Annotated in this window: 23 protein-coding genes; 16 read left to right on the top strand and 7 right to left on the bottom strand. The window is 64.8% G+C overall.

Annotated features, from left to right (window positions below):
- From R2N03_RS11675 to R2N03_RS11655, 5 genes are all read right to left on the bottom strand, one after another.
- Window positions 1-1200, bottom strand: coding sequence for a class I SAM-dependent methyltransferase (locus R2N03_RS11675; protein WP_316657760.1), 1200 nt, complete (start codon window positions 1198-1200; stop codon window positions 1-3).
- Entirely contained in the window at window positions 1197-1964 is a 768-nt protein-coding gene (locus R2N03_RS11670; RefSeq protein WP_316657759.1) for a DUF1365 domain-containing protein, read from the bottom strand. The genes R2N03_RS11675 and R2N03_RS11670 overlap by 4 nt, the downstream gene beginning before the upstream one ends.
- Entirely contained in the window at window positions 1961-3256 is a 1296-nt protein-coding gene (locus tag R2N03_RS11665; protein WP_316657758.1) for an NAD(P)/FAD-dependent oxidoreductase, read from the bottom strand. Before R2N03_RS11665 ends, R2N03_RS11670 begins: the two co-directional genes overlap by 4 nt.
- 28 nt (window positions 3257-3284) lie before the next feature.
- Entirely contained in the window at window positions 3285-4013 is a 729-nt protein-coding gene (gene folE, locus R2N03_RS11660) for a GTP cyclohydrolase I (RefSeq protein ID WP_316657756.1), read from the bottom strand.
- 77 nt (window positions 4014-4090) lie between these two features.
- The gene (locus R2N03_RS11655) at window positions 4091-5071 is read right to left on the bottom strand and encodes a MerR family transcriptional regulator (protein ID WP_316657796.1); all 981 of its coding nucleotides are present in this window, start codon (window positions 5069-5071) and stop codon (window positions 4091-4093) included.
- 330 nt (window positions 5072-5401) lie between these two features.
- Between R2N03_RS11655 and R2N03_RS11650 the strand changes: the two genes are divergently transcribed.
- From R2N03_RS11650 to R2N03_RS11625, 6 genes are all read left to right on the top strand, one after another.
- Window positions 5402-7411 (top strand): glycoside hydrolase family 28 protein, encoded by a 2010-nt coding sequence (locus tag R2N03_RS11650; protein ID WP_316657754.1) that lies wholly within the window; start codon window positions 5402-5404, stop codon window positions 7409-7411.
- Between the two features lie 79 nt (window positions 7412-7490).
- On the top strand, window positions 7491-8483 hold the full coding sequence (locus R2N03_RS11645) for a TRAP transporter substrate-binding protein (protein ID WP_316657753.1): 993 nt from the start codon (window positions 7491-7493) through the stop codon (window positions 8481-8483).
- A gap of 127 nt (window positions 8484-8610) precedes the next feature.
- The gene (locus tag R2N03_RS11640) at window positions 8611-9099 is read left to right on the top strand and encodes a TRAP transporter small permease (protein ID WP_316657752.1); all 489 of its coding nucleotides are present in this window, start codon (window positions 8611-8613) and stop codon (window positions 9097-9099) included.
- A 6-nt stretch (window positions 9100-9105) separates the two neighbouring features.
- Complete coding sequence (locus R2N03_RS11635; protein ID WP_316657750.1) at window positions 9106-10458, top strand: TRAP transporter large permease; 1353 nt, start codon at window positions 9106-9108, stop codon at window positions 10456-10458.
- A 61-nt stretch (window positions 10459-10519) separates the two neighbouring features.
- Window positions 10520-11728 carry a porin gene (locus tag R2N03_RS11630; RefSeq protein ID WP_316657749.1) on the top strand — a complete coding sequence of 403 codons (1209 nt, stop codon included), beginning with the start codon at window positions 10520-10522 and terminating at the stop codon, window positions 11726-11728.
- 226 nt (window positions 11729-11954) lie between these two features.
- On the top strand, window positions 11955-12608 hold the full coding sequence (locus R2N03_RS11625; protein WP_316657748.1) for a GntR family transcriptional regulator: 654 nt from the start codon (window positions 11955-11957) through the stop codon (window positions 12606-12608).
- Window positions 12609-12715: 107 nt separating this feature from the next.
- Here R2N03_RS11625 and ggt read toward each other — a convergent pair whose 3' ends face one another.
- Together ggt and R2N03_RS11615 are read right to left on the bottom strand one after the other, a co-directional pair.
- Window positions 12716-14452: a gamma-glutamyltransferase gene (ggt, locus tag R2N03_RS11620; RefSeq protein WP_316657746.1), complete on the bottom strand. Its 1737-nt coding sequence runs from the start codon at window positions 14450-14452 to the stop codon at window positions 12716-12718.
- An 89-nt stretch (window positions 14453-14541) separates the two neighbouring features.
- Window positions 14542-14991 (bottom strand): Lrp/AsnC family transcriptional regulator, encoded by a 450-nt coding sequence (locus R2N03_RS11615; RefSeq protein WP_316657745.1) that lies wholly within the window; start codon window positions 14989-14991, stop codon window positions 14542-14544.
- 124 nt (window positions 14992-15115) lie between these two features.
- Between R2N03_RS11615 and R2N03_RS11610 the strand changes: the two genes are divergently transcribed.
- From R2N03_RS11610 to R2N03_RS11565, 10 genes are all read left to right on the top strand, one after another.
- On the top strand, window positions 15116-16018 hold the full coding sequence (locus tag R2N03_RS11610) for a DMT family transporter (RefSeq protein ID WP_316657744.1): 903 nt from the start codon (window positions 15116-15118) through the stop codon (window positions 16016-16018).
- 146 nt (window positions 16019-16164) lie between these two features.
- Entirely contained in the window at window positions 16165-16416 is a 252-nt protein-coding gene (locus R2N03_RS11605) for an H-NS family nucleoid-associated regulatory protein (RefSeq protein ID WP_316657742.1), read from the top strand.
- 117 nt (window positions 16417-16533) lie between these two features.
- The gene (locus tag R2N03_RS11600) at window positions 16534-17055 is read left to right on the top strand and encodes a DNA-binding protein (RefSeq protein WP_316657740.1); all 522 of its coding nucleotides are present in this window, start codon (window positions 16534-16536) and stop codon (window positions 17053-17055) included.
- 215 nt (window positions 17056-17270) lie between these two features.
- Window positions 17271-17537: a BufA1 family periplasmic bufferin-type metallophore gene (locus R2N03_RS11595; protein ID WP_316657739.1), complete on the top strand. Its 267-nt coding sequence runs from the start codon at window positions 17271-17273 to the stop codon at window positions 17535-17537.
- A 27-nt stretch (window positions 17538-17564) separates the two neighbouring features.
- A complete protein-coding gene (bufB, locus tag R2N03_RS11590; protein WP_316657737.1) occupies window positions 17565-18434 on the top strand; it encodes an MNIO family bufferin maturase in 870 nt (289 codons plus the stop codon).
- Window positions 18421-19188, top strand: a complete 768-nt coding sequence (locus R2N03_RS11585; RefSeq protein ID WP_316657736.1) for an HvfC/BufC family peptide modification chaperone — start codon at window positions 18421-18423, stop codon at window positions 19186-19188. Before bufB ends, R2N03_RS11585 begins: the two co-directional genes overlap by 14 nt.
- Complete coding sequence (locus R2N03_RS11580) at window positions 19185-19676, top strand: DoxX family protein (RefSeq protein ID WP_316657735.1); 492 nt, start codon at window positions 19185-19187, stop codon at window positions 19674-19676. The genes R2N03_RS11585 and R2N03_RS11580 overlap by 4 nt, the downstream gene beginning before the upstream one ends.
- 202 nt (window positions 19677-19878) lie before the next feature.
- Window positions 19879-20175: a BON domain-containing protein gene (locus tag R2N03_RS11575; RefSeq protein ID WP_428984391.1), complete on the top strand. Its 297-nt coding sequence runs from the start codon at window positions 19879-19881 to the stop codon at window positions 20173-20175.
- A 352-nt stretch (window positions 20176-20527) separates the two neighbouring features.
- Entirely contained in the window at window positions 20528-21781 is a 1254-nt protein-coding gene (locus R2N03_RS11570; RefSeq protein ID WP_316657733.1) for a TolC family protein, read from the top strand.
- Between the two features lie 4 nt (window positions 21782-21785).
- Window positions 21786-22931, top strand: coding sequence for an efflux RND transporter periplasmic adaptor subunit (locus R2N03_RS11565; RefSeq protein ID WP_316657732.1), 1146 nt, complete (start codon window positions 21786-21788; stop codon window positions 22929-22931).
- The last annotated feature ends 2 nt before the right edge of the window (window positions 22932-22933 follow it).

The following is a 22933-nucleotide window of genomic DNA, read 5'->3' as shown; positions in this document are numbered from 1 at the left end:
CTACCCCCGTTCCAGCAAAAACTGCGACACGCCGATCCGGCCTTCATCGAAGCCCGCTTCGCAATAGGCGAGATACAGGCGCCAGATCCGGATGAAGGGCTCGTCAAAGCCAAGGGCGCGCACCGCGTCGAGCCGCGCTTCAAAGCGCTGGCTCCAACGGCGCAGTGTTTCAGCGTAATCGCGGGCAAAATCCAGGCGGTCGACCACGCGCAGGCCATGCTGCTCCGCCAGCGCGGCGAAACGCTCACGGCTCGGCAGCATGCCGCCCGGGAAAATGAACTGCTGGATGAAGTCGGTGCCGGAGCGGTAGCGCTCGAAGTGCGCCTCATCGATGGTGATGCTCTGGATGAGCGCACGGCCGCCGTGGCGCAGGCAACGCGCCAGCGTCTGGAAGTACGTCGACCAGTAAGACTCGCCGACCGCCTCGAACATCTCAATCGAGACGATGGCGTCATACGCGGCATCGAGGTCGCGATAGTCGCGCAGTTCGACGCGGGCGCGCGGCTCGTTGGCCAGGCGTTCGGCCGCGTAACGACGCTGCTCTTCAGACAGCGTGATGCCGTGCACCTGGGCGCCGCGCGCGCACGCCATTTCCATCAGGCCGCCCCAGCCGCAGCCAATCTCGAGCACTTCCATGCCGGGGCCGAGCATCAGCTTGTCGCAGACGCGCCGGTACTTGGCATCTTGCGCATCCACCAGCCCTTGCTGCAGGTTGCCGTTGAACCACGCGGAGGAGTAGGACATCCCCTCGTCCAGCCACAGCTGGTAGAAATCGTTGCCGAGGTCGTAGTGCAGATGGATATTCCGCCGGCTGCCCCTGCGCGTGTTGCGCCGCAGCAGATGCCGCAGACGAAGAAGCGAGCGCGCCAGCGCATTCCCGAAGATCGCCTGTTCCAGCGTCGCCGCGTTGGCGATGGCCAGGCGCAGCAGCAGGGTCAGGTTGCTCGTATCGACCCACCGGTCACGGTAGGCCTCGGCAAATCCGACATCGCCGCTGCGCATGATGCGGGCGCAGGCCCGCCAGTCGAAGATGCGCAGATCGGCACGCAACGGCGACGTCATGTCGCCGATCTGGATTTCTCCATCAGGCGTGACAAGGCGCAGGAATCCGCAGCGCAGACGTTCTGCCAGCGCAACGAACAGACGCCCGGCAGCGGGGACACTGGGGGGCATCCCGGCCAGGGGGCGGGTGGCGGTCATGGACGATTCTCCAGAGAAGATGGGTTGTGCGCGCGGCGGCCGAAGAACGGCACACCCTTGATCCACAGGCGCAACGCCTGCCAGTGGATGCCGCCAACCACCTGCAGCGCAAGCAGCGGCTGTCGCAGCAGCGCGCGGCGCAGGTGGGCGGCATCGAACGGCTGCAGGCGTCCACCGATGGAGGTCTGCAGCAGCAGGCCGTCGCGGTCGTGGTAGTCGATACGGACGAGTGCCGTGGCCCCGGTGTTGGCAAAGCGAAACCGGTAGCCGCCTTCCACCTGGCAAAAGGGCGAAACATGCAGCACCTTTCGACAGGTCAGCTCGGTGTGTGGGCCGATGGCCCCGCCGTCTGCCGCGCAGAGCAGGTAGCGATGATGCTGGCCAAAGGTGTTGTTGACCTCGGCCAGCACCGCACGCAGCGCACCCGCGGCGTCGTGGCAATACCAGAACGACACGGGGTTGAACATCCAGCCTGCAATGCGTGGGAAGGTCTGGAGCCACACCTCGCCGTCTGCGTTCACGCCGGCGTCATGCAGCGTCCGACCGATCCAGGCAAGCAGATCCGATCCGTCGCGCGGGCCGTAGTCTCGCGTGCGCAGCGACAGCGGCCGCCAGCAGTCCACGCCGAACCACGTCCCGTTCAACCGCCCCAGCGCTGACAGCTTCACGCGTATCGCAAACACCGGGTAGACGAAGCGGTTGACCACCGGCCGCAAGCGCCGGTGCATGACCTGGCCGACGAGGAGTTGTGCATCGACGTTCACGGCGTCACCTGGGCCCATGTCGGCGCGCAATTGAAATCGCCAGCAACACGCAGAGCCGACTTGAGGCCATCTTCATGAAAGCCGTAGCCGGTCCACGCACCGGCAAACCACGTGCGGCGCTGCCCTTGCAGCGCGGGCAGGCGCGCCTGCGCGTTGATGGCGGGCTGGTCGAACACCGGGTGCTCGTACTCGAAACGCTGATATTCGAGCTCCGGCGCCGGCAGCATCGTCGGGTTGAGCGTCACCACCACCGGCGTCGATACAGGCAGAGGTTGCAGCTGGTTCAGCAGATAGCTCACACATGGCGCGCTGTCCGCTGCGCCGGCCAGCGGAGCGTCGAGGTAGTTCCATGCCGACCACACGCTGCGCCGGCGCGGCAGCAGGCGGGTATCGCGGTGCAGGAAGGCTGTATTCGGCTGGTAGCGGAACGCTCCCAGCACAGCGCGCTCATCCTCGGAGGCATCGTCCAGCATGCGCAGCGTCTGTGGCGCATGCGTGGCGAACACGACGGCGTCGTAGCGCTCGCTGCCCGACGGGGTCAGCACATCCACGTGGGTGGCAGCCCGGCGGACGCCTTGCACCGGCGTGGCAAGGCGGATGTCCGGCAGACTGGCGGCGATCGCCCGGACGTAGCTGCGCGCCCCCCCTTTGACGGTGCGCCACCGCGGCCGGTTGAATATCTGCAGCAAGCCGTGATTGAGGCAGAAGCGCAGGAACGTCTCCGCAGGGAACGAGAGAATGTCCCGGCTGGGCGTGGACCAGATCGCCGCGGCCATCGGCAGCAGATAGTGGGCGCAGAAGGGTTCACCGTAGCGGCCCGCAGCCAGCAGCTCGCCAAGACTGTGGCGCTCGCGGCGCGCCGTCTCCAGGTTGGCGTGCGCCCGTCGGTTGAAGCGCAGGATGTCGCCCAGCATCGAAAGAAACGATGCCGACACGAGGTTGCCGGGCTGTGCAAAGACCGTGCGCAGGTTGGTACCGGCCCACTCCAGCGCTCCGCCGCCGACCGACACGCTGAATGACATATCGCTCTCGCAATGCACCACGTCCAACTCATCGAACAAGGCGATCAGGTTCGGATAGGTGCGCGTATTGAAGACGAGAAAGCCGGTATCGACACCGAACACCTGGCCGCCCTCCTCGATGTCGACCGTGTTCGTGTGCCCTCCCAGTCGAGGTGCCGACTCAAACAACGTCACGGCGTGGCGCTTCGCAAGAAAATGCGCCGCAGCCAGCCCGGAGATACCCGAGCCGACCACCGCGATGCGCTGCCGAGAAGAGTGATGGATGTTCAAGTTGCGCCCTCTGTGGGTGTGAATACGCTCATTCGTTGTTGCGGCCAGGCAGCAGCGCCAGGAATTCCCGACGCAAATTGGCATCCGTCAGGAACACGCCGCGCATCGCGCTGCTGACCATGCGGGACTCGTCGTCTTTCGTGCCGCGCCAGTGCATGCAGTAGTGCTCTGCCTCCAGCACGACAGCCAGGCCGTCCGGTGCCATCCGCTCCTCCAGCAGGTCGGCGATCTGCTTGATCGCCTCTTCCTGGATTTGCGGGCGGCTCATCACCCAGTCGATCAAGCGGGCATATTTCGACAGGCCGATCAGTTGCGACTCCTGGTTGGGCATCACCCCGACCCAGGCGCGCCCCATCACCGGACACAGGTGGTGCGAGCAGGCGCTGCGCACGCGCAGCGGGCCGACCACCATCAACTCATTGAGCCGGCCGACATTCGGGAACGCCGTCACCTCGGGGGCCTTGACAAAGCGCCCGCCGAACACCTCCCTGACGAACATCTTCGCCACGCGGCGGGCGGTTTCCCGGCTGTTGTGATCCTGTTCGACGTCGATGACGAGCGCGCGCAGCACTGCCTGCATGCGCTCCTCCACCTCTTCCTGCAGACGCTCGAGCTCGCCGTCGCGCAGGTAATCGGCGATGTTGTCGTTGGCATGAAAACGGTGACCGGCGCTCATCAGCCGCTCGCGAATCCGGACAGAAAGCGGCACGCCGCCAACCGCTCCGGCAAATCCGGGCGGATCCAAAGTAAGCTTCATTGAAGTTGCCTCCGAAAGTCGGCGGTGCATTCACCGCCATGCCGGTTCAGGCGGGCTCCTGACCGGTAGATACGCAGCTAACCCGCTGGCGGATGCATTGTTTCGGCGCGAATGGCGTATTCCATGGCGTCCTCGAGCATCAGGCGGGCACGATTGGCAACGTCTCCAAGATGCCGGTGAAGTTGTTCATCGAGAGCGGACCGCACCGCACAGCCATCACTGAAGCGCTCGAACGCATCCAGCTGCCGGATCAGGTCCACAAGGTGGCGAGGGCATTCGCAGGCAATCGTCTGCGACGCGTTGGCAAAAATCTCGAGTTGCCGGTCTGTGAAACGACGCGCGTTGCGCCGCAACGGCTGCAACTTGCCGTAGACCGCATCCACACGCACCAGCTGTGACAGCTCCTCCAGGACCTGGTCGAGCTCGCTGTGCGCGTTCGGCTCGCGGTACAGGCGCACGCCGGCGGCGCGCAGCATATCGGTCGCGCGCACTGTGCCAAAGCTGTAGATCACGCCCACGGCGCTCGCGCCGAAACTGCGCGCTGCCGACAGGATGGCCTGCGCCGTGTCCGGCTGCAGGGACGCGGCGTCCACAATCAGGGCGTCGGTGCGATGCGGGTGCTCCAGCGCGACGACATCCTCGACCGCATCGAACTCCGTGACGGCATCGATACCGAGCGCCGCAAGTGTGCTTTTCCTGCGGCGGACGCGCTCGGCCAGCAGCGGGCCGCAGATGGTCAGCGTCATCACGGACTGCGCAGGCAGCTGCGCCGGCGCTTCGGCGGTCTTCGTCGACTCAAGCAGCCGTTCGAGTTCAGCGCTGTCGGCGTGTGCGATTGCGCCGATCGCATGTCCCTGGTTGACGAGCGTCCTCAGCAGCGTCAGGCGCTTCACATCCTCACCAGAGTACAAGCGCTGGCCCGACTCCGATTTGGTGGGAGAGATCACGCCATAGCGCTGCTCCCAGACACGGAGCGTCGACACAGGCATCTTGGCCATGCGGGCTGCCGTTCCGCTTCGATACCGTGGGGCAGCGTTGTCTTCGTGTTGCACGCGCATCTCCATGCATAGGCTTTGTGCCTCCATGAAACGCTGCAACACCGACAGCGTCAATGAAAATGAAGCGGGAAAGTAGCCTCAACGGCCGTATGAATCGGGGTTGAGTTGCTTTTCCCGATATCACGAACCGATGCGGACACAACGCATAGGGCGTTGTCCTCCCCTTGACCCGCATCTGTGGCGTGCGCGCTCGCGCCCCTGGCGGCGCATTCCCGGAAACAACGATCGGGAAAACCCTGCCTTGACCTCTAATATATCAATCAATAGATTCTGATATATCAATTCGTGCTCGGGAAAACGGCACACCACAACAATGAGATGAGGAGACCCATGACAGCAGCCCCCCGTATTCCGCGGCGACCGGCCAACCGTGCCCGCGGCCCGCTCAATCCCTCCCGCCGCGCATTCCTGAGTTATGGCGGCGCCGTGGTCGGCGGTGCTTTGGTCAGCGCTTGCGGCGGCGGTTCCGACGCTGCGTCGTCGGCCGCCACGCCCACCGCGCCGGTGCAGGCCGACCCGATCTGGGGGCCGACCGGCGCTGCGACAAACATCATCGCGTCGCTGCAGGGTGTGGCGCAGAGTGCCTTTCCGGCCGTCGATTTCCAGGTCGAGGCATTTGGCGCGCAGCCTTGCGCGGTGGTCGCCCAGACCAGCCCCTACACCGATCCCACCAAGTCACCCGTGAGCTCGGGGGCGGGGGCGACACAGGCCCCGGGGGCGTTTGATTCGCGTCCCGCTTTCCTGGCGGCCATCGCGGCGTGCAATGCCGCAGGCGGCGGCCGTGTGGTGGTCCCAGCCGGCACGTGGTACTGCGCCGGACCGATCGTTCTGCAGAGCAATGTCAACTTCCACCTGAGCGCAAACTGCACGATCTACTTCAGCCCCAACCCGGCCGATTACGCCAAGGACGGCCCGATCGACTGCGGTACCAACGGCAAGCTCTATTACAGCCGCTGGCAGGCCGATGACTGCCTGAACTTCGGCTCGCCCGTCTATGCGCGCAACGCCAGCAATATTGCCCTGACGGGTGAAGGCCCGACCTCCGTGCTCAACGGCCAGGCCATGACGCCGTTCGCAGGTTCGGGCAATACCAGCACGTGCTGGTGGACGTACAAGGGTTCCAATGGCGCCTACGGCTGCGTCAATTCGAGCACGCCTTCGCAGGCCTACAGCAACCCCAACAATGTCGATCTGCAGACAGCCGCACCCGGCATTTCGAGCACGCTCTATGCGCTCTTGACCAACCCGGCGACGCCCTGGCAGCAGGATCAGAACTACCTGCCTGCCCTGTCCGAGGCAGGCGTGCCGGTGGAAAAACGCATCTTTGGGCTCGGGCACTACCTGCGCCCCAGCATGGTGGAGTTCATCGGCTGCACCAATGTGCTGATGGAGAACTACCGCACCGTCAACACGCCGTTCTGGCAGCACCATCCGGTGCACTGCACGAACGTGGTCATCCGTGGCGTGACGGTGGACAGCATCGGCCCCAACAACGATGGCTTCGACCCCGACGCCTGCAGCAACGTGCTGTGCGAGAACGTCACGTTCAACACGGGCGACGATTGCATCGCCATCAAGTCGGGCAAGAACCTCGACACCGGCTACGGCCCGGCGCAAGACCACGTCATCCAGAACTGCACGATGAACAGCGGCCACGGCGGCATCACGCTGGGCAGCGAGATGGGCGGCGGCGTGCAGAACATCTATGCGCGCAACCTGGCGATGCTCAACCAGTTCTGGGCAACGAACTCCCTCAACATCGCCATCCGCATCAAGACGAACATGAACCGGGGCGGGTTCGTCAAGAACTTCTATGTGACCAACGTCAGCCTGCCCAATGGCGTGAACCTCACAGGCGCCGGCTACGGCAGCAAGATGCTGGCAGGCAGCCCGATCAACAGCACGGTGCCGCTGGGCGTCGTGACGGCGACCGCCGCCAACCCGTCCGCCTCGCAGGGCGGCCTGATCACGTTCGACTGCGATTACCAGCCGGCGGCGGATGCCATTCGCACACGGCCGGCCCTGGTGCAGAACGTGAACATCTCCAACGTGACCGCGGGCAACGTCACCAACGGCGGCCTGACGGGTTCGTGCTTCCAGGTGGTCGTCGCGCAGGGGCCTGTGGCGTTCGACTACAACGGCCCCCTGCCCGTGCCCACCATTCCGCCCATCACGGGCGTGACGATCTCGAACTGCAACTTCGGCACGCCCACGGCGGCAGGCCCGGCAAGCGCCACTACGCCGGGGCCGATCTACGCCTACAACGTGCACGACATCACGCTGCAGAACGTGGTGATCGGTGGACAGACCTTCAATACCACGATCACTGACGCCCGCTGAGCAACCCGCCTCCTTCGCGCTCGGCCGGCTCCGCTGGCCAGCGCCTTTTTATTCCGACCTTGCTGCCAACCCATCCATCATGAAACGCCCTACCGCAATCGCCCGTACCTCCCTGCTGTTCGCCGCACTGCTGGCCGCCTTCGCAAGCGGCGCAGCGCAAGCGCGCACCTTCCGTGTTGCCGATGTGCACGGCGACACCTACCCGACCAACATGGCCGTCAAGTTCATGGGCGAGGAAATCGCCAAGGCAACCGGCGGCAAGGACACCGTCAAGGTGTTCGGCAACAGCGCATTGGGCTCCGAGAAGGACACCATCGATCAGGTGCGCATTGGCGCCATCGACATGGTGCGGGCCAATGGCGCGGCCTTCAACGAGATCGTTCCGGAATCGGTCATCCCCTCGCTGCCCTTCCTGTTCCGCGACATCGACCACTTCCGCAAGGTGATGTACGGCCCGGTCGGCCAGAAGATTCTCGACGCGTTTGCCGCCAAGGGTTTCGTCGCGCTGACGTTCTATGAGAGCGGCGCGCGTTCGATCTATGCCAAACGCGCGATCCACTCACCCGCCGACATGAAGGGGCTGAAGATCCGGGTGCAACCGTCTGACCTGATGGTCGACGAGATCAAGGCCATGGGCGGCACCCCCACGCCGATGCCCTTCAGCGAGGTCTACACCGGCCTGAAGACGGGTCTGGTCGACGCGGCGGAAAACAACATCCCCTCGTATGAAGAGACCAAGCACTTTGAGGTCGCGCAGATCTTTTCCGAAACCGAGCACGCGATGACGCCGGAAGTACTGGTGTTCTCCAAGAAGATCTGGGACACCCTGACGCCGCAGGAGCAGGCCGCCATCCGCAAGGCAGCTGCGGATTCCGTACCGTACTACGTCAAGCTCTGGACCGCGCGCGAACAGGCGGCCACCGCGGCGGTGACCAAGGGCAACGCCACCATCGTGCCAGCGGCACAAGTGGACCGGGCCGCCTTCGTCAAGGCCATGCAGCCGGTGTGGACCAAGTATGAGACCACGCAGCAGATGAAGGACATCGTCAACGCCATCGTGGCCACCAAGTAAGCCAGCGGCTCCTTCCCTTCAAGCACACGGCCTGCGCCTTTCCCGCAGGCCGTGCGCCGGGCAGGCAGCCGGTGCAGACCGGCCTCGCCTGCCCACCTCCCATACCGCGTTCCCCTCCAGGTTGAGCATGCAATCGATGTCTCTACTCAAGCGCACCAACGATGCGTTTGCGCTTCTGCTCACGGTTGTGGCGGCACTGTGCCTTGCCACGCTGACCGTGCTGGTCTTCTACGGCGTGATCATGCGCTACGTCTTCAACAACGCGCCCGATTTCGTTGAACCGATCGCCCTTCTGATGGTGGTGGCGATTGCCATGTTCGGCGCGGCGCTCAAGGTGCGCGAGGGAGGCCATATCGGCCTGGACTCCTTTGTTGAGCGTCTGCCCCCCCGCGGCAAGCTGGCCGCGCACGTGCTGCAGAAGTTGTGCCTGATCGCCTTTGCGGTGGTCATCTTCATCGGTTGCTTCGATATGGCGGAGACCACCTACGACGACCGCATTCCCATTCTCGGGCTGCCTGAAGCCGTGCGGTACTGGATTCCGATCGTCGCCAGTGTCGCCATTGTCCTGTTCGCCCTTGAGCGCCTGGTCGCGTTGTTCGCGAAAAAAGCAAGTTGAGTCGTCATGGATCTCGCCATTCTTTCTGTCAGTTTTCTGGTGTTCCTGCTGTTGGGTGTGCCGGTTTCGTTCGCGCTCGGCCTGTCGTGCGTGCTGACCTACCTGCATGAAGGCCTGCCTGCGGCAACGGCCATGCAGTCGATGATCTCGGGGATGAACGCCTTCTCGTTCCTCGCCGTGCCGTTCTTCATCCTGTCGGGCGAGCTGATGCTGCACGGCGGCATTGCCGACCGCATCCTGCGTTTCGCGCAGGCGCTGGTCGGACACTTCCGCGGCGGCCTGGGCATGGCCAACGTGGTGGCCTGCACGCTGTTCGGCGGCGTGTCGGGCTCGCCCACGGCTGATACGTCCGCCATGGGCGGCGTCGTGATCCCGCTCATGAAGCGCGAGGGTTACAGCGCGGCCTATGCCGTGAACGTGACCACGCATGCCTCGCTGGCCGGCGCGCTGATGCCGACCTCCACCAATATGATCATCTACGCCTTTGCGGCGCAGGGCATCGTGGGCACGCTCAACGGCCAGCAGGTCAGCGGCGTGTCGATTGGCGACCTGCTCTTCTCCGGGCTGCTGCCGGTGCTGTGGGTGATGGGGTTCGTGCTGATCGCCGCCTACTGGCAGGCCAAGCGCTACGGCTTTCCGCGCCGCGCCGATGGGTCGACCGAGCTGCCGCCGTTTCCGGGATGGCTGGCCGTCGCGCGTGCCTTTGTCGGTGCGGTTCCGGGCTTGATGGTGATCGCGCTGATCCTGGTGTGCGTGGCCATGGGCATTGCCACCGCCACCGAAGCCGCCGCCATTGCCGTGGCGTATTCGCTGGGTCTCACGGTCCTCGTCTATCGCTCGATGAGCTGGCATAAGTTCAAGCGTGCGCTGGCGCATGCCGCCAAGACCACGGGCGTGGTGCTGCTGCTGATTGCCGTGTCGAACATGCTGCGCTTCCAGATGGCGTATCTGGAGATCCCCGACGCGATCGAGCAGATGCTCACGCAGACGAGCGCCGCACCCTGGCTGATGCTGCTCTACATCAACATCCTGCAGGTGTTCCTGGGCACGTTCGTCGACATGGCGGCGCACATCCTGATCACCACGCCGCTGTTCCTGCCGCTGGCCATGCATTGCGGCGTCGGCCCGGTGCAGTTCGGGATCATGTTGCTGCTCAACTGCTCGCTGGGCCTCGTGCATCCGCCCATCGGCTCGGTGCAGTTTGTCGGCTGCGCCATCGGCGAAGTCTCCATCGGCGAGACCACCAAGATCGCCTGGCCTTACTACCTCGCGATCTTCAGCGCCATCAACGTCGTGACGTACATGCCTTTCTTTTCGACCTGGCTGCCCAGCCTGATCAGCGGGCATCCGGTGTACTGAGCCGCAATCCATTCACTGAATAACCAACAGGCAGCCTCGGCTGCAACACAAAGGAGAAGTCATGAAGAAGCAGGTAGCAATCGCGGCCGGCCTCGCCCTGATGGGCGCGGGGGCCGGATCCGCATACGCGCAGAGCAGCGTCACGCTGTACGGCAACATCGACGTGTCGATCGGATACCAAAGCAACCAGACGTCGGTGGGCTCGACCACCAACGGCCACGCAGTCACGAAGATGAACTCGGGCATCTGGTCGGGCAGCCGCTTCGGCTTCAAGGGCAATGAAGACCTGGGTGGCGGCAACAGCGCCCAATTCGTGCTCGAGCAAGGCTTCAACGGCGACACCGGGGCGCAGTCGGTATCCGGGCTCATGTTCAACCGCCAAGCCTTCGTCGGACTGAGCAACCGCGATTACGGCGCCCTCACCGTCGGTCGGCAGTACACCGCGTACTTCTCGATCCTGGCCCCCTACAGCCCGATCAACTGGCTGACGGGCTTCTACGGCGCACACCCTGGCGACATCGATTCGTTCGACACGAACTATCGCGTGAACAATTCGGTCGTCTACACCTCGCCCACGCTCGGCGGCGTGACCATCAGCGGCTCCTACGGCATGGGCGAAACGCCAGGAAGTTTCGGCAATGGCTCGACCTGGAGCCTGGCCACGCGTTATGCCGCGGGTTCGTTCGGCATCGGTGCCGGCTTCATGCGCGTCAACAATTCAGCGGTGGGCGGCGGCGCCTGGGGTGCGAACTCGTCCCTGTCCAATGCAGGCAGCCAACCGGCCGTATCGGCCATCAACGCTGGCTATCAATTGGCGGCAGCGCAGCAGCGCTTTGCGGTGCTGGGCTCCTACACCTTCTCGCCCAGGTGGGATCTGTCGGTGTCGTACTCCAACGTCCAGTACATCCCGGGCGTGAACTCCAAGTTCGCCAACCAGGCGATCTTCAACACCGGCGGCGCGGTCCTGCACTACAAGGCCACGCCGACGCTGGACCTGGCCGCCGGCTACGCCTACACGCGGGCCAGCAAGGCAAACGGCATCAGCGACGCGGCGAGCTATCACCAGATCACGCTGTCGCAGTACTACAGCTTCTCCAAGCGCACCGGTCTGTACGTGCTCGAGGCTTACCAGCATGCCAACGGCAAGACGCTGTCGCCCACGGGCAGCATCATCGACGCCACGGCATCGATTGGCGATGGCCAGAACGGCGCACCGTCGGCGACAGGGTCGCAGTTGGCCGTGGCTGTCGGCATGATCCATCGATTCTGATCGAGCCATCCCGGGTCCGGCTGCTGCGCGAAAGCGGTGCCCGGGCCCGCCTCGATTCAACTGCGCGGGGTTTGCCGCTATCATGGGTGCCCGCGCCGGCCCTGGTCTCTGACCGCATCGACATTCTCAGGCTGCGCCGTTGCGATCCCTTCCATTACCACCCGAACTTGTTGCGAGCTGTATGACTGCGCGCCCCTTTCCCTCGCCATCCCAGGGCGAGGCCACGATGACCGCCTCCCGGCGCGTGTACCTCAGCCTGCGCGAGCGCATCGTCGAAATGGAACTGCTGCCTGGCACGCGCATCGTTGAAAAGGATCTTGCCGACGAATTCGGCACCAGCCGCACGCCCGTCCACGAAGCCGTGCAACGTCTGGCAGAAGAAGGATTGATCGACGTCCAGCCGCGCGTCGGCACGTTCGTCTCGCGCATTCCGCTCAGCACGCTGGAAGAGGCCATGCTCGTGCGCGGTGCACTGGAGGTCGCCATCATCGAAAAGGCCGCCGAGCGCATCACGCCCGAAGGCATCAAGAAGCTCAACGTCGTACTCGAACGGCAGGCCCAGTGCGTGCGCGAGAGCAACCGCCGCGGTTTTTTCCGCACGGATGAAGCCTTCCACGCCACGCTGGCCGAGCTGTCGGGCTATCCCGGCGTGTGGCAGATCATTCTTGAAGTCAAGACTCAGATCGACCGCTATCGCCTGCTGACGCTGCCGCTCGAGGGGCGCATGACCGAAGTGCTCGCCGAGCACCGCGCCGTCATCGAAGCCCTGGCCTCGCGCAACCCGAAGGAAGCCGTGCAGGCCATGCGTGATCACCTCGACCACGTGTTGCCCGTGCTGGAAATCACCCGCCGGCTGCGTCCGGAGTACTTCGAGGTCTAGCCCCCGCCGGCCGCCGCAGCGATCACGTTGCATTCGGCAGGCCGTTGCAGCAAAGAAAAAGCCCGCTTATCGAGCGGGCTTCTTCGCACGACGGGCCTTCAGGACGATCAGAAACCGGCCGCCAGCCCCGTGTTGCGACGCGGATCGTTCGCGCCATAGAAGCGGTTGTTGCCGACCGGCTTGCCGCCGAGCGACGGTGCGCCGACGATGATCGCCGCCAGGTGGTTGGCAGGCTGCGGCGCGCCGAGGTTGTGACCCATGTCGGTCAGGATCTTGCGGGTATCCGGCGACAGGGCGTAGGGCTCGACGTTGGTCACGTCAGGCAGCCATTGCTGATGAAAGCGCGGCATATCCACGGCTTCCTGCACGTTCATGCCGTAGTCGATGGCGTTGATCATGGTCAGCATGACGGCCGTGATGATGCGGCTGCCGCCCGGCGTGCCCAACACCATGACGGGCTTGCCCTCCTTGGTGACGATGGTCGGGCTCATCGACGACAGCGGACGCTTGCCCGGGGCGATCGAATTGGCTTCGCCCTGCACCAGGCCGTAGAGGTTCGGCACGCCGACCTTGGCCGTGAAGTCGTCCATCTCGTCGTTCAGCACCACGCCCGTCCTGGCGGCCATGACCTTCGCGCCAAACCAGTCATTCAGCGTGTAGGTGACGGACACCGCGTTGCCGTACTTGTCGGCAATCGAGTAGTGCGTCGTGTTCGTTCCCTCATGCGGCTCGACGCCGGGCTTGATGTCCTTCGACACACCGGCCTTCTTCGGGTCGATCACGGCGCGGATCTTGGCGGCGTAGTCCTTGCTCAGCAGGCGGTCCAGCGGGTTCTTCACGAAATCCGGGTCGCCCAGGTAGCTGTTGCGGTCCACGTAGGCGTGACGCATGGCCTCGATCTGGTAATGCGTCGCCTGCGCCGAATGCCAGCCGAGTTCCTTGAGCGGATAGCCCTCGAGGATGTTCAGCATTTCGCAGATGATCACGCCGCCAGAGCTCGGGGGCGGCGCAGACACCACGTGATAGCCACGGTAATCGCACTCGACCGGGGCCAGTTCGCGCGTCTTGTAGCTGACCAGGTCTTCCGGCGTGATCAGGCCACCACCGGCTTTGCTCGATGCAGCAATGGCCTGCCCGACCCAGCCCTTGTAGAAGCCGTCGGTACCCTTGCTGCTGATCTCGCGCAGCGTCCTGGCCAGATCATGCTGCACCAGTTTCTCGCCCACCTGGAACGGCTGGCCCTTGTTCAAGAACACCGCGCCGGACGCTGCGTCCTCCTGGAAGTCCTTGGTCGAGGTGTGCAGCATGTCGACATCGCCCTGGTCCAGCGCGAACCCCTTCTCGGCCAGCTGAATGGCCGGCGCGATCAGCGCGGCGCGCTGCATGGTGCCGTACTTCTGGCGGGCGTATTCCATGCCCGATACGGTACCCGGCACGCCCACGGCGAGGTGGCCCTTGGTCGAAGCGCCCTTGATGACGTTGCCGTCCTTGTCCAGGTACATGTTGGCGGTGGCCGCCTTCGGTGCGACTTCACGGAAGTCGAGGAAGGTCTTGCGGCCGTCGGCCAGCTGGATGGTCATGAAACCACCGCCGCCGAGGTTGCCAGCCGCAGGGTAGACCACGGCCAGCGCGTAGCCGACGGCCACGGCGGCATCCACCGCGTTGCCGCCGTGCTTGAGCACGTCCACCCCGACCATGGTGGCCAGGTGCTGCGCCGAGACGACCATTCCGTTCTCCGCCGCGACAGGCGCCACCGAGGCGGCCTGAGCGGGGGCGATGGTCGCGATGCTCACGGACGCGATTGCGGCGGCGATCCACCGCATGCCTGTTCTTGGATTCTGCATGGGAGCTCCTTTTGGGTACGCCAGTTGTGCCGGCGTACGTGTTGTTGGCGCGCAAACGATATCAGGCGGTGCGCCAGGGCACTATAGCCTCATCCCCGTATTGACGGCGGTGCCCGGCGCCGCACCGGCTGGGCCTTGACGATGGCCGTGTTGGTTTCCGCGTGATCGGCCACGCGGTCGAGAATCTGATCGAGCTGGTCGATCGAGCGCACGAACAGCCGCGCAATGAAGCAATCCTCGCCCGTGACCTTGTCGCATTCGCTGATCTGCGGGATGTCCTCGATCAGCTTCTGCACGATATGCAGCTTGCCCGGCATGGGCCGCACCCGCACGATGGCCTGCAGGGGATAGCCCAGCGCAACGGGGTCCAGGTCCACGGTGTACCGGCGGATCACGCCGCGCGCTTCCAGCCGTCGCAGCCGCTCCGAGACACTCGGCGACGACAGCCCCACCTGCTCCGCCAACTGCTTGAGCGAGATGCGGGAATCGGTCAGCAGCACATCAAGCACGCGCTGATCCAGTTCATCTAGCGTACTCATCGCACCTCCAGCGGGCATTTCGCCTTATTTTGTTAGTAATATCGCTCATTCTGCCTTACAAAACCGATGGAAAACAGCCCGCCTGAATGCGATCCTTCTTGCATTCACACAATGGATGGCTGACATGGACAACAAGACACGCGGCACGGTCGAGATGACCGCTGCCATGACGATTTCCGGAACGATCGGCTGGTTTGTCGTTCGCTCGGGCCAGCCAGTCATGGACGTGGTCTTCTGGCGATGCCTGTTCGGCGCCATTACGCTGCTCGTGGTGTGCGCCGCACTGGGACTGTTGCGCGGTGCCATGACGTGGCGGCGGGCGGGCATTGCCGCGCTTGGCGGTGTGGCCATCGTCATCAACTGGTTGCTGCTGTTCGCGGCGTATCCGCGGGCATCCATTTCGATTGCGACGGCGGTCTACAACACGCAGCCGTTCATGCTGGTCGGACTGGGGGCGCTGTTTCTGTCGGAAAGGCTGACCGCCGCCAAGCTGACGTGGCTGGCCGTCGCGTTCATCGGCGTCCTGTTGATCGTGCAGGTCGGGCCGGCCGCGAGCGCGGGCACGGACTACCTGGCGGGAATTGCGCTGGCGCTGGGCGCGGCGTTTGCCTACGCCGTCGCGGCCCTCATCACCAAGAAACTGGCCGGCACGCCACCGCACCTCATCGCACTGGTCCAGGTATGCGTGGGCGTGCTGATGCTGGCGCCGCTGGCCAACCTGGCGCACGCGCCTCGGGATGCGCAGACGTGGGGCATCCTCGTCACGGTCGGCGTGGTACACACTGGCCTGATGTATATCCTGCTGTATGGCGCCATCCAGAGACTGCCCACCCATCTGACGGGTTCGCTGTCGTTCATCTACCCGATCGTTGCCATCGTGGTGGACATTGCTGCGTTCGGGCATCGGCTGCAACCGGCTCAGTTTCTGGGGGCCGCCGCCATCCTGTTGGCGGCGGCAGGCATGAACCTCGGTTGGTCGCCAACCCGGTGGCTGCGCGCAAGGGCGGGCTCGGCGCGGGCCGAGTAGCGAACCGCGCTGCTGGCGCCCAATGGGGAGCCACAGCCAAACTGCTGTTATTCTTGTGCGTTTTCCGCTGGCATCAGACGCGCCCTGCGTCTGCCTCTCTCTCCGATTGGCCCGCCGGCGGACAGAAACCCAACCATACGCACAAGATGAAGGAAGGTCACCCGCCGCAACCAGGCCGCGAGGCTGCGATCGCCTGGGTCCAGGATCAAATGCAAACGTACGGACTGTCCATCGAAGACCTGCAGGCGCAGGGATGCTTCGATGCACCGCCGCCGCCCGCCGGCCCGGTCTACATGAGCGCAGACGGACAGCATTGGGACGGCACCGGCAACATGCCGGACTGGCTGCAGCGTGCCGTCAACGCCGGACAGAGCATCGAACATTTCCGCATTGGTTGACCAAGCGGTGCAGGTACGCGGGTTGCGTCGTGGAGGGTGCAGGCGCCGCCGGTTGATGCATCGATTCAATCCATTGCACCGCCCGGCTGGCGCTCCAACCCAACGGAGGACGTCATCATGCCGGAACGCAAGACCGTAGAACGTGCGCGCGCCGACCAGCGCCACGGCAAGGCCGCCTCGACACAGGCAGGCAACTTCGTCAAGGAAGAAATGGATCACATCCGCGAGGGCAAGCACGGGGCGAAAAGCACCAGGCAAGCCATCGCCATCGGGCTATCCAAGGCACGGCGCGCAGGCGTCGGCGTCAAGCCGCCAGCAGAAGGCAAGGCGTCCGCCGCCGCGCGCAAGAAGGCCGAGCGCGACATGAAGGCCGGCAGCAAGAAAGACAGCCACGCCACCGCTAGCAAGGAATCCTCCAGCAAGCGCAGCAAGACCACCACGCGCACCTTGAAGCAGGAAGGCCGTGCCGCAGCCTCCAAATCATCGCTATCCCAGCAGGCGCGCGGCGCGGCATCCAAGCGCTCGCATGCCGATCGCTCAGCGGCGGCCAAGAAGGGCGCTGCCACCAAGGGCGCGGCTGGCCGCTCGGCGGCAGCCAAAAAGGCGGCCCGGACACGGGCTGCGCACCACGCCAGGTAAATCTTTCCTGTTTCGCCTGAAGGCGGCCCGTCGGGTCGCCTTTTTCTTTGGGCGATGACCTGGCGAAAAAAATTTCGTTCTCCCGTGTCAGGAACGTGCATGGGCGTCGACCAAGCTGCACGGAACACGCTTGGCACGATGCCGCAGCGCAGCCGTACGGCAGGGCCATCGCCCTAGACCGTTCAACCACACCTGCTGAATCAAGGAGAACACAAATGAAACAACACGCCATGATCGCCGCCGCCCTGGGTAGCCTGCTCGCATTGGGCGCCCTGTCCACGCCGGTGCAAGCCGCCGATGCCGCAGGCAAGGAGAAATGCTTTGGCGTGGCCAAGGCCGGCCAGAACGATTGCGCCAGCCCGGGCAGCGCCCACGCCTGCGCCGGCCAATCGAAGATGGACAAGGATCCGACGTCGTGGAAGTTCGTGCCGGCCGGCACGTGCATGCAGATGGGCGGCTCATTGCAGGCGCCGGCCAAGTAAGGCCGCGTTCGACACTGGGGCACCGCCATGCAGACAACCCTACCAGCGTGCGCTGGCGCCGGCCTGCGCGCACCGTACTTTCCCGCCCTGCTGCACAGGCAGGCGCGCTTCCCGTGGGTGGAAGTGCACAGCGAGAACTATCTGTATGGCGGCCCGGCCCGCGCCGCGCTGCTGGCTGCCCGGGCACACCAGCCCGTCAGCCTGCATGGCGTGGGAATGGGGCTTGGCAATGCCGAGGGACTGGATGTCGAGCACGTGCGCGCCATCGCCGCGCTGGCCGACGCGATTGCCCCCGCGGCCATCTCCGAACACCTGTGCTTCAACCGCAGCGGGGCGCAGGTCGTCAACGATCTGTTGCCGCTGCCCTATTCCCGCGAGTCGTTCGACGTGGTCTGCGCCAACATCCAGCGAGCGCAGGACATCCTCAAGCGGCCGCTGCTGATCGAGAACATCGCCGCCTACATCGACTGCCGCACGCTGGTCGATGCCGATGAAGCCCTCTCCGAAGGCGCCTTCCTGACCGCGCTGGCGCGCCGCACCGGCTGCGGCATCCTGCTCGACCTCAACAACCTGTACGTCAACAGCGTCAACCATGGCGTAACGGTCGAATCAGTGCTTGCCGACGTGGACCCCACCCAGGTTGGGGAGATTCACCTCGCGGGCTTCAGCGAGGAAGACGGCATGCTGATCGACACCCACAACGCGCCCGTGCATCCGCCCGTGTGGACGATTTACAGCGCGTGGATCGCCGCACACGGCCCGCGCCCCACACTCATCGAATGGGACGCGGATCTTCCGCCCGTGCACGTCCTGCTTGAGGAAGTCGAACGGGCCCAACGCGTCCTCGATCGTCACGGCTACGCCGCGCTCGCGGAGGCCCGCCATGCAACTGCGTGATTGGCAAGCAGGACTGATCGGCGCGCTCACGACGCCCTCGATGATCGATGCGCCGCGTGGCGTGGCGGTCTATCACAACGCGCGCCTGGCCATCCTGCGCAATGCGTTGGCCGGTGCGTACCCCGTGTGCCGGGCGTTGGTTGGCGAAGCGTGCTTCGATGCGATCGTGCACGAGACCCTCGCCGTACAGCGCTCCACCTCGCCAAACCTCCATCGCTACGGTGACGCGGTACCCGATGTGATCGCGCATTCACCGCTGGCGAGCAGCGTGCCATACCTGGCCGATGTGGCGCGGCTGGAATGGCGGGTGCACTGGGCACATTACGCGCCCGATGCAGACCCCGCGCTGCCGGATGCCACGACGCCAGGCGTCCTGCTCGCGCAGCCAACGCATGCCCTGCGCGCTGGTCTTGTTGATGGCGCGTGGTGCCTCGCCTCGGCATGGCCCGTTGTATCGATCTGGCGCGCGCATCAGCCCAGCGCCTCCATCGCCCTGACCGACATCGACCTTGCCACCAGTGAAGCCGCCATCGTCACCGTGCGTGACCACCGCGTCGTCGTGCTCGACGTGGACGCGCACACGGCCGCCTTTCTGGAGGCCTGCGCAGGCACCGCATCGCTCGAAGCAGCACTCACACAAACGCTGGATCGCTGCGCGGACTTCAATCTCACCGCCAGCCTGACCAGCCTCCACCACGCAGGGCTGCTCAGGTTGTCCGCACACCCTGCATCCGACCCAGGAGATACACCATGAAACCCGCCGCCCTCGCCCGCCTGACGCATTTGCGCACCCTGATCGACCGTTTCACCGGCCCCCAGAGCGGCCTGTTCGCCGGTCTCCTGCTGGTGGCGCGTGCGTATCTCTTTTATGTGTTCTTCCGCTCCGGCCTGACAAAGCTGCACGACTGGGACACCACCGTGCTGCTCTTTGCCGAGGAATACAAGGTGCCATTGCTCCCGCCCATGCTCGCGGCGGCGATGGGGACGTTTGGCGAGCTCGTCTTTCCGTCGCTGATGCTGATCGGCATCCTGCCCCGGCTGGCGGCGGCCGGATTGTTCTTCGTCAATCTGGTGGCCGCACTGTCGTACTGGGCAAGCCTGTCGCCTTCAGCCATCGAGTTCCACTTTGTATGGGGCCTGCTGATCACCATCGTGGCGTCAGCGGGACCAGGCTGGCTGGCTGTGCAGACGCTCTGGCAGCGTCGGCGCACCCATGCGCCCAGCCCCAGCCATGTCTGCTGACGGGGGGGCGGCGTGGCACATCGCGTGTGCGCCCCGGCGGCGGGCTTATCATGGAGGTCCGTTGCCACTCTGATCAGGTGCATCGATGCGCTTTCCTCCGTTGTCTTTCGTGTCGCCGGCCGGAGCTGTGGCTGTGATCGGCGCGGCAGTCCTCCTCACGGCCTGCGCCCTGGGCGATGGCCCAAACAGTGCCGGCGCCCGCATGTCTGATGACTCGCTGCTGTCCTACCAGGTGAAGGCGGCGCTGGATCAGGACACGGCGCTCAACCCGCGCCAGATCCGCATCCATACGACGCCTGACGGCAAAGTCTCCCTGACCGGCTGGGTGGATACCCCGGAAATGGCCCGTCGCGCCGGTGAAGACGTCAAGCGCTTTGTGGACCCGGCGAAATTCGACAACCAGTTGCGTGTCCTCTCGCGCCAGCAGGTGCTGGGGGGCGGCCCGCTGATTCCATCAGGGTTGCCGCCCGCACCGGCCAGCGCCCCGGCGGCACGGTAAGCGACCGCGACAGCACCTCCACCGGCGTCACGCCAGACGCCAGCGTGCAGCCGCTCATCCTGCGCCCCTCCGGGCGCAACGGCGCCCGGCGGACTCCTCGTCCTGTCATATCCCTGTCGCAGAATGCCGCCGCGAAGCGGTTGTGCCAGTTGCCGCGCGCCCAACGGCTTGCTCACCCGTGAAAGGCGCTTGAAAGATCGTCCCGGTACAAACGCTCCCGTCTCAAGGGGAGTCTGCTGCAGTGAAACATTGGTGTGCCTTTCATCCACGGGCGTGGGCCGTGCTGTGTGCTGCCGCGTGCCTGTCGCCCAGTGCTGCCTGGGCAACGCCACCGGCGCCGGCTGCCGCCAGCATGCCGGTCGCGACCATGCCGCCGGTTGCCCCCGCGAAGCCGGGCGTGACGGGTCCGGGTTTCAACCTCGTTGAACTCCTGGAAGAGCTCAAGAGCAACAACCCTCAGCTGATTCAGGGGCGACACAACTACCTGTCGGCCAAATCGATCCCGCCGCAGCTGGCCGCCCCCAACAACCCGCAGGTTGGCTACATCTGGAACAGCATTCCCAAGGGCTTTCCACTGGCCGTGAACCGCGCGGGCGGCAGCCAGTACAACCTCACGCAGCAGATTCCGTTTCCGGGCAAGAAGACGCTGGCCGCGGAAATTGCCGATCGCCAGGCCGAATCGCTCAACGCGCAGAATGACGCGCTGTACCTGCAGCTTTACGCCCAGCTTTCCACGACGTACTACCAGGCCATCGCCCTGCAAAAGCAGATCGACGTGCAGAAGCTGGCCATCACGCGCCTGGAACAGGTCAAGCAGGTCGCCCGCGTGCGGTATGCCAACAATGCGGCAGCCTATGCCGATTTCCTCAACGCGCAGGTGATGCAGAGCAGCGCGCAGAACGACCTCTTTTCTGCACAACGCCAGTACGACAGCACGCTGCAGACGCTGAACACCCTGATCGGCAAGGACCCGAGCTTTCCGCTCGTGCTGCGCGCCGACGACGAATCCGTGCACCTGCCGGAAGAGCCCTTGCCGGAACTGGAAAACCAGGCGCTGCGCGAGCATCCGTCGATCAAGGCCTCGGCCGAGCTGATGGACGCGGCGCGCAAGAGCGTGGCGCTGGCGCGCAAGGCGTATCTGCCCGACTTCCAGGTCATCGCCACCGTCTCCACGGACAACCCGCCGTACGGCGTGCGTCCGAACAGCTACCAACTTGAACTGGACGTGATCATTCCATTCTGGTTCTTCACCAAGGAAAAATACGGCGTGAACCAGGCAGTGGAAAGCCAGATTGCCACCGAAGCCAATGATGTATCGGTGCGCCAGCAGACGCTGCTGGCCGTCGATACCGCCTACAACACGCTGCGCCAGACGCTTGCCCAGCTCGACTTCAACAAGCAGCGGCAACTGCCGCAGGCGCTGGCGGCCTATCGCGTGACGATGACCAACTACGCCAGCAACAACGCCGATTTCAACGACCTGCTCACTGCCCAGGGCGCGCTCAAGAACGCCGAACTGTCGGTCGCCCAGGCTCAGGCCATGGCCTTGCAGGCCTATCACGCGCTGCTCGCGGCCACGGGTCGCTCGCCGGTTCAAGCTCAATAACATCATGAAGACGTTTTCTCCCGTTGTGGCAGTCATCGCCTTGGCCGCAGCCCTTGCTGTCGGTGTAGTGGTCGGACGCAAGTGGCCCGCCGCCGTGCCGGCCGAAACCGTGAAACCTGCTGCCACCGCATCCGCTCCTGCAGCCACGGCGCGCGCCAAGCCCGACTCCGTGGAAATTCCCGCCGGCGGCTTCGACCCGCAGCAGGTGAAGGTCGCGCAGGTCAGTCAGCTTTCCGTACCGGTGGAGCTGTCCACGCCCGGCAAGCTCGCCTACAACGCCGAGCGCACCAAGCTGGCATCGGCGCGCGTGGCTGGCCGGCTGGACCAGATCCTCCTGTTCGAAGGTGCGCAGGTGCGCGAGGGCCAGCCGATTGCCCAGCTGTACGCACCGGATTTCATCTCCGCACAGAAGGAATACCTGCTGGCGCTGAGTACCGCCCGCCAGCTCAAGGGCTCCAACATGAAGGATCTGCAGGACGATGCCGACGCCACGGTGCAGTCCGCCGCCGGCCGCCTGCACGTGCTGGGCATGTCCGATGCCGATGTCGCGCAGATCGCCAAGCGCGGCACGCCGGCTGAACATCTGACGCTGCGCGCACCCATCTCGGGCACGATCGTCAAGCGCAACATGGACCCGGGCGCCTTCCTGAACGTGGGCGACTCGTTCATGAGCATCGTCGACACGCGTGTGCTGTGGTTCACGGGCAATGTGTATGAAAACGACATTGCCAGCGTGCGTATTGGCCAGCCGATCTCGCTGCATACCTCGGCGTATCCGGACCGCGAGTTCACCGGCCGCGTGAGCTTTATCGCCCCGAACATCGACCCGGCAACGCACACGTTGACCGTGCGCTGCGACGTGCCCAACACCGACGGCCTGCTGCGCCCCGAGATGTACGCCACGGCGCGCATCCAGACCGGCAGCGGCCAGGCCACGGTGGTGCCAAAGTCGGCGCTGGTGAAAGACCACGGCAGCTACTTCGTGATCGTCCAAAGCGATGCCACGCACTTCAAGCGCGTGGAAGTGCACGGCAAGGACACCGGCACCGACGGTGACTTTGCTGTGACGGCGGGGCTTGAGGCTTCGTCGCAGGTAGTCGTGCGCGGCGCCGCGCTGCTCAACGAGATGATCGTCAAGGCGGGGGCGTAGGC

Origin of the sequence: Ralstonia condita, assembly GCF_958405655.1 — a bacterium.
Taxonomy (GTDB): Bacteria; Pseudomonadota; Gammaproteobacteria; order Burkholderiales; family Burkholderiaceae; genus Ralstonia; species Ralstonia condita.
The sequence above is the reverse complement of the archived record's forward strand: the minus strand, read 5'-3'. Positions and strand labels throughout refer to the sequence as shown.

Bases quoted from the DNA above. Each gene is read 5' to 3' on its own strand.
- folE (WP_316657756.1), bottom strand. From the start codon at position 4,013: ATGAAGCTTACTTTGGATCCGCCCGGATTTGCCGGAGCGGTTGGCGGC.
- R2N03_RS11650 (WP_316657754.1), top strand. From the start codon at position 5,402: ATGACAGCAGCCCCCCGTATTCCGCGGCGACCGGCCAACCGTGCCCGC.
- R2N03_RS11570 (WP_316657733.1), top strand. From the start codon at position 20,528: ATGCCGGTCGCGACCATGCCGCCGGTTGCCCCCGCGAAGCCGGGCGTG.
- R2N03_RS11595 (WP_316657739.1), top strand. From the start codon at position 17,271: ATGAAACAACACGCCATGATCGCCGCCGCCCTGGGTAGCCTGCTCGCA.
- R2N03_RS11630 (WP_316657749.1), top strand. From the start codon at position 10,520: ATGAAGAAGCAGGTAGCAATCGCGGCCGGCCTCGCCCTGATGGGCGCG.
- R2N03_RS11675 (WP_316657760.1), bottom strand. From the start codon at position 1,200: ATGACCGCCACCCGCCCCCTGGCCGGGATGCCCCCCAGTGTCCCCGCT.
- ggt (WP_316657746.1), bottom strand. From the start codon at position 14,452: ATGCAGAATCCAAGAACAGGCATGCGGTGGATCGCCGCCGCAATCGCG.
- R2N03_RS11645 (WP_316657753.1), top strand. From the start codon at position 7,491: ATGAAACGCCCTACCGCAATCGCCCGTACCTCCCTGCTGTTCGCCGCA.
- R2N03_RS11565 (WP_316657732.1), top strand. From the start codon at position 21,786: ATGAAGACGTTTTCTCCCGTTGTGGCAGTCATCGCCTTGGCCGCAGCC.
- R2N03_RS11655 (WP_316657796.1), bottom strand. From the start codon at position 5,071: ATGCGCGTGCAACACGAAGACAACGCTGCCCCACGGTATCGAAGCGGA.
- R2N03_RS11575 (WP_428984391.1), top strand. From the start codon at position 19,879: ATGTCTGATGACTCGCTGCTGTCCTACCAGGTGAAGGCGGCGCTGGAT.
- R2N03_RS11635 (WP_316657750.1), top strand. From the start codon at position 9,106: ATGGATCTCGCCATTCTTTCTGTCAGTTTTCTGGTGTTCCTGCTGTTG.
- R2N03_RS11610 (WP_316657744.1), top strand. From the start codon at position 15,116: ATGGACAACAAGACACGCGGCACGGTCGAGATGACCGCTGCCATGACG.
- R2N03_RS11615 (WP_316657745.1), bottom strand. From the start codon at position 14,991: ATGAGTACGCTAGATGAACTGGATCAGCGCGTGCTTGATGTGCTGCTG.
- R2N03_RS11605 (WP_316657742.1), top strand. From the start codon at position 16,165: ATGAAGGAAGGTCACCCGCCGCAACCAGGCCGCGAGGCTGCGATCGCC.
- R2N03_RS11600 (WP_316657740.1), top strand. From the start codon at position 16,534: ATGCCGGAACGCAAGACCGTAGAACGTGCGCGCGCCGACCAGCGCCAC.
- R2N03_RS11640 (WP_316657752.1), top strand. From the start codon at position 8,611: ATGCAATCGATGTCTCTACTCAAGCGCACCAACGATGCGTTTGCGCTT.
- R2N03_RS11625 (WP_316657748.1), top strand. From the start codon at position 11,955: ATGACCGCCTCCCGGCGCGTGTACCTCAGCCTGCGCGAGCGCATCGTC.
- bufB (WP_316657737.1), top strand. From the start codon at position 17,565: ATGCAGACAACCCTACCAGCGTGCGCTGGCGCCGGCCTGCGCGCACCG.
- R2N03_RS11580 (WP_316657735.1), top strand. From the start codon at position 19,185: ATGAAACCCGCCGCCCTCGCCCGCCTGACGCATTTGCGCACCCTGATC.
- R2N03_RS11585 (WP_316657736.1), top strand. From the start codon at position 18,421: ATGCAACTGCGTGATTGGCAAGCAGGACTGATCGGCGCGCTCACGACG.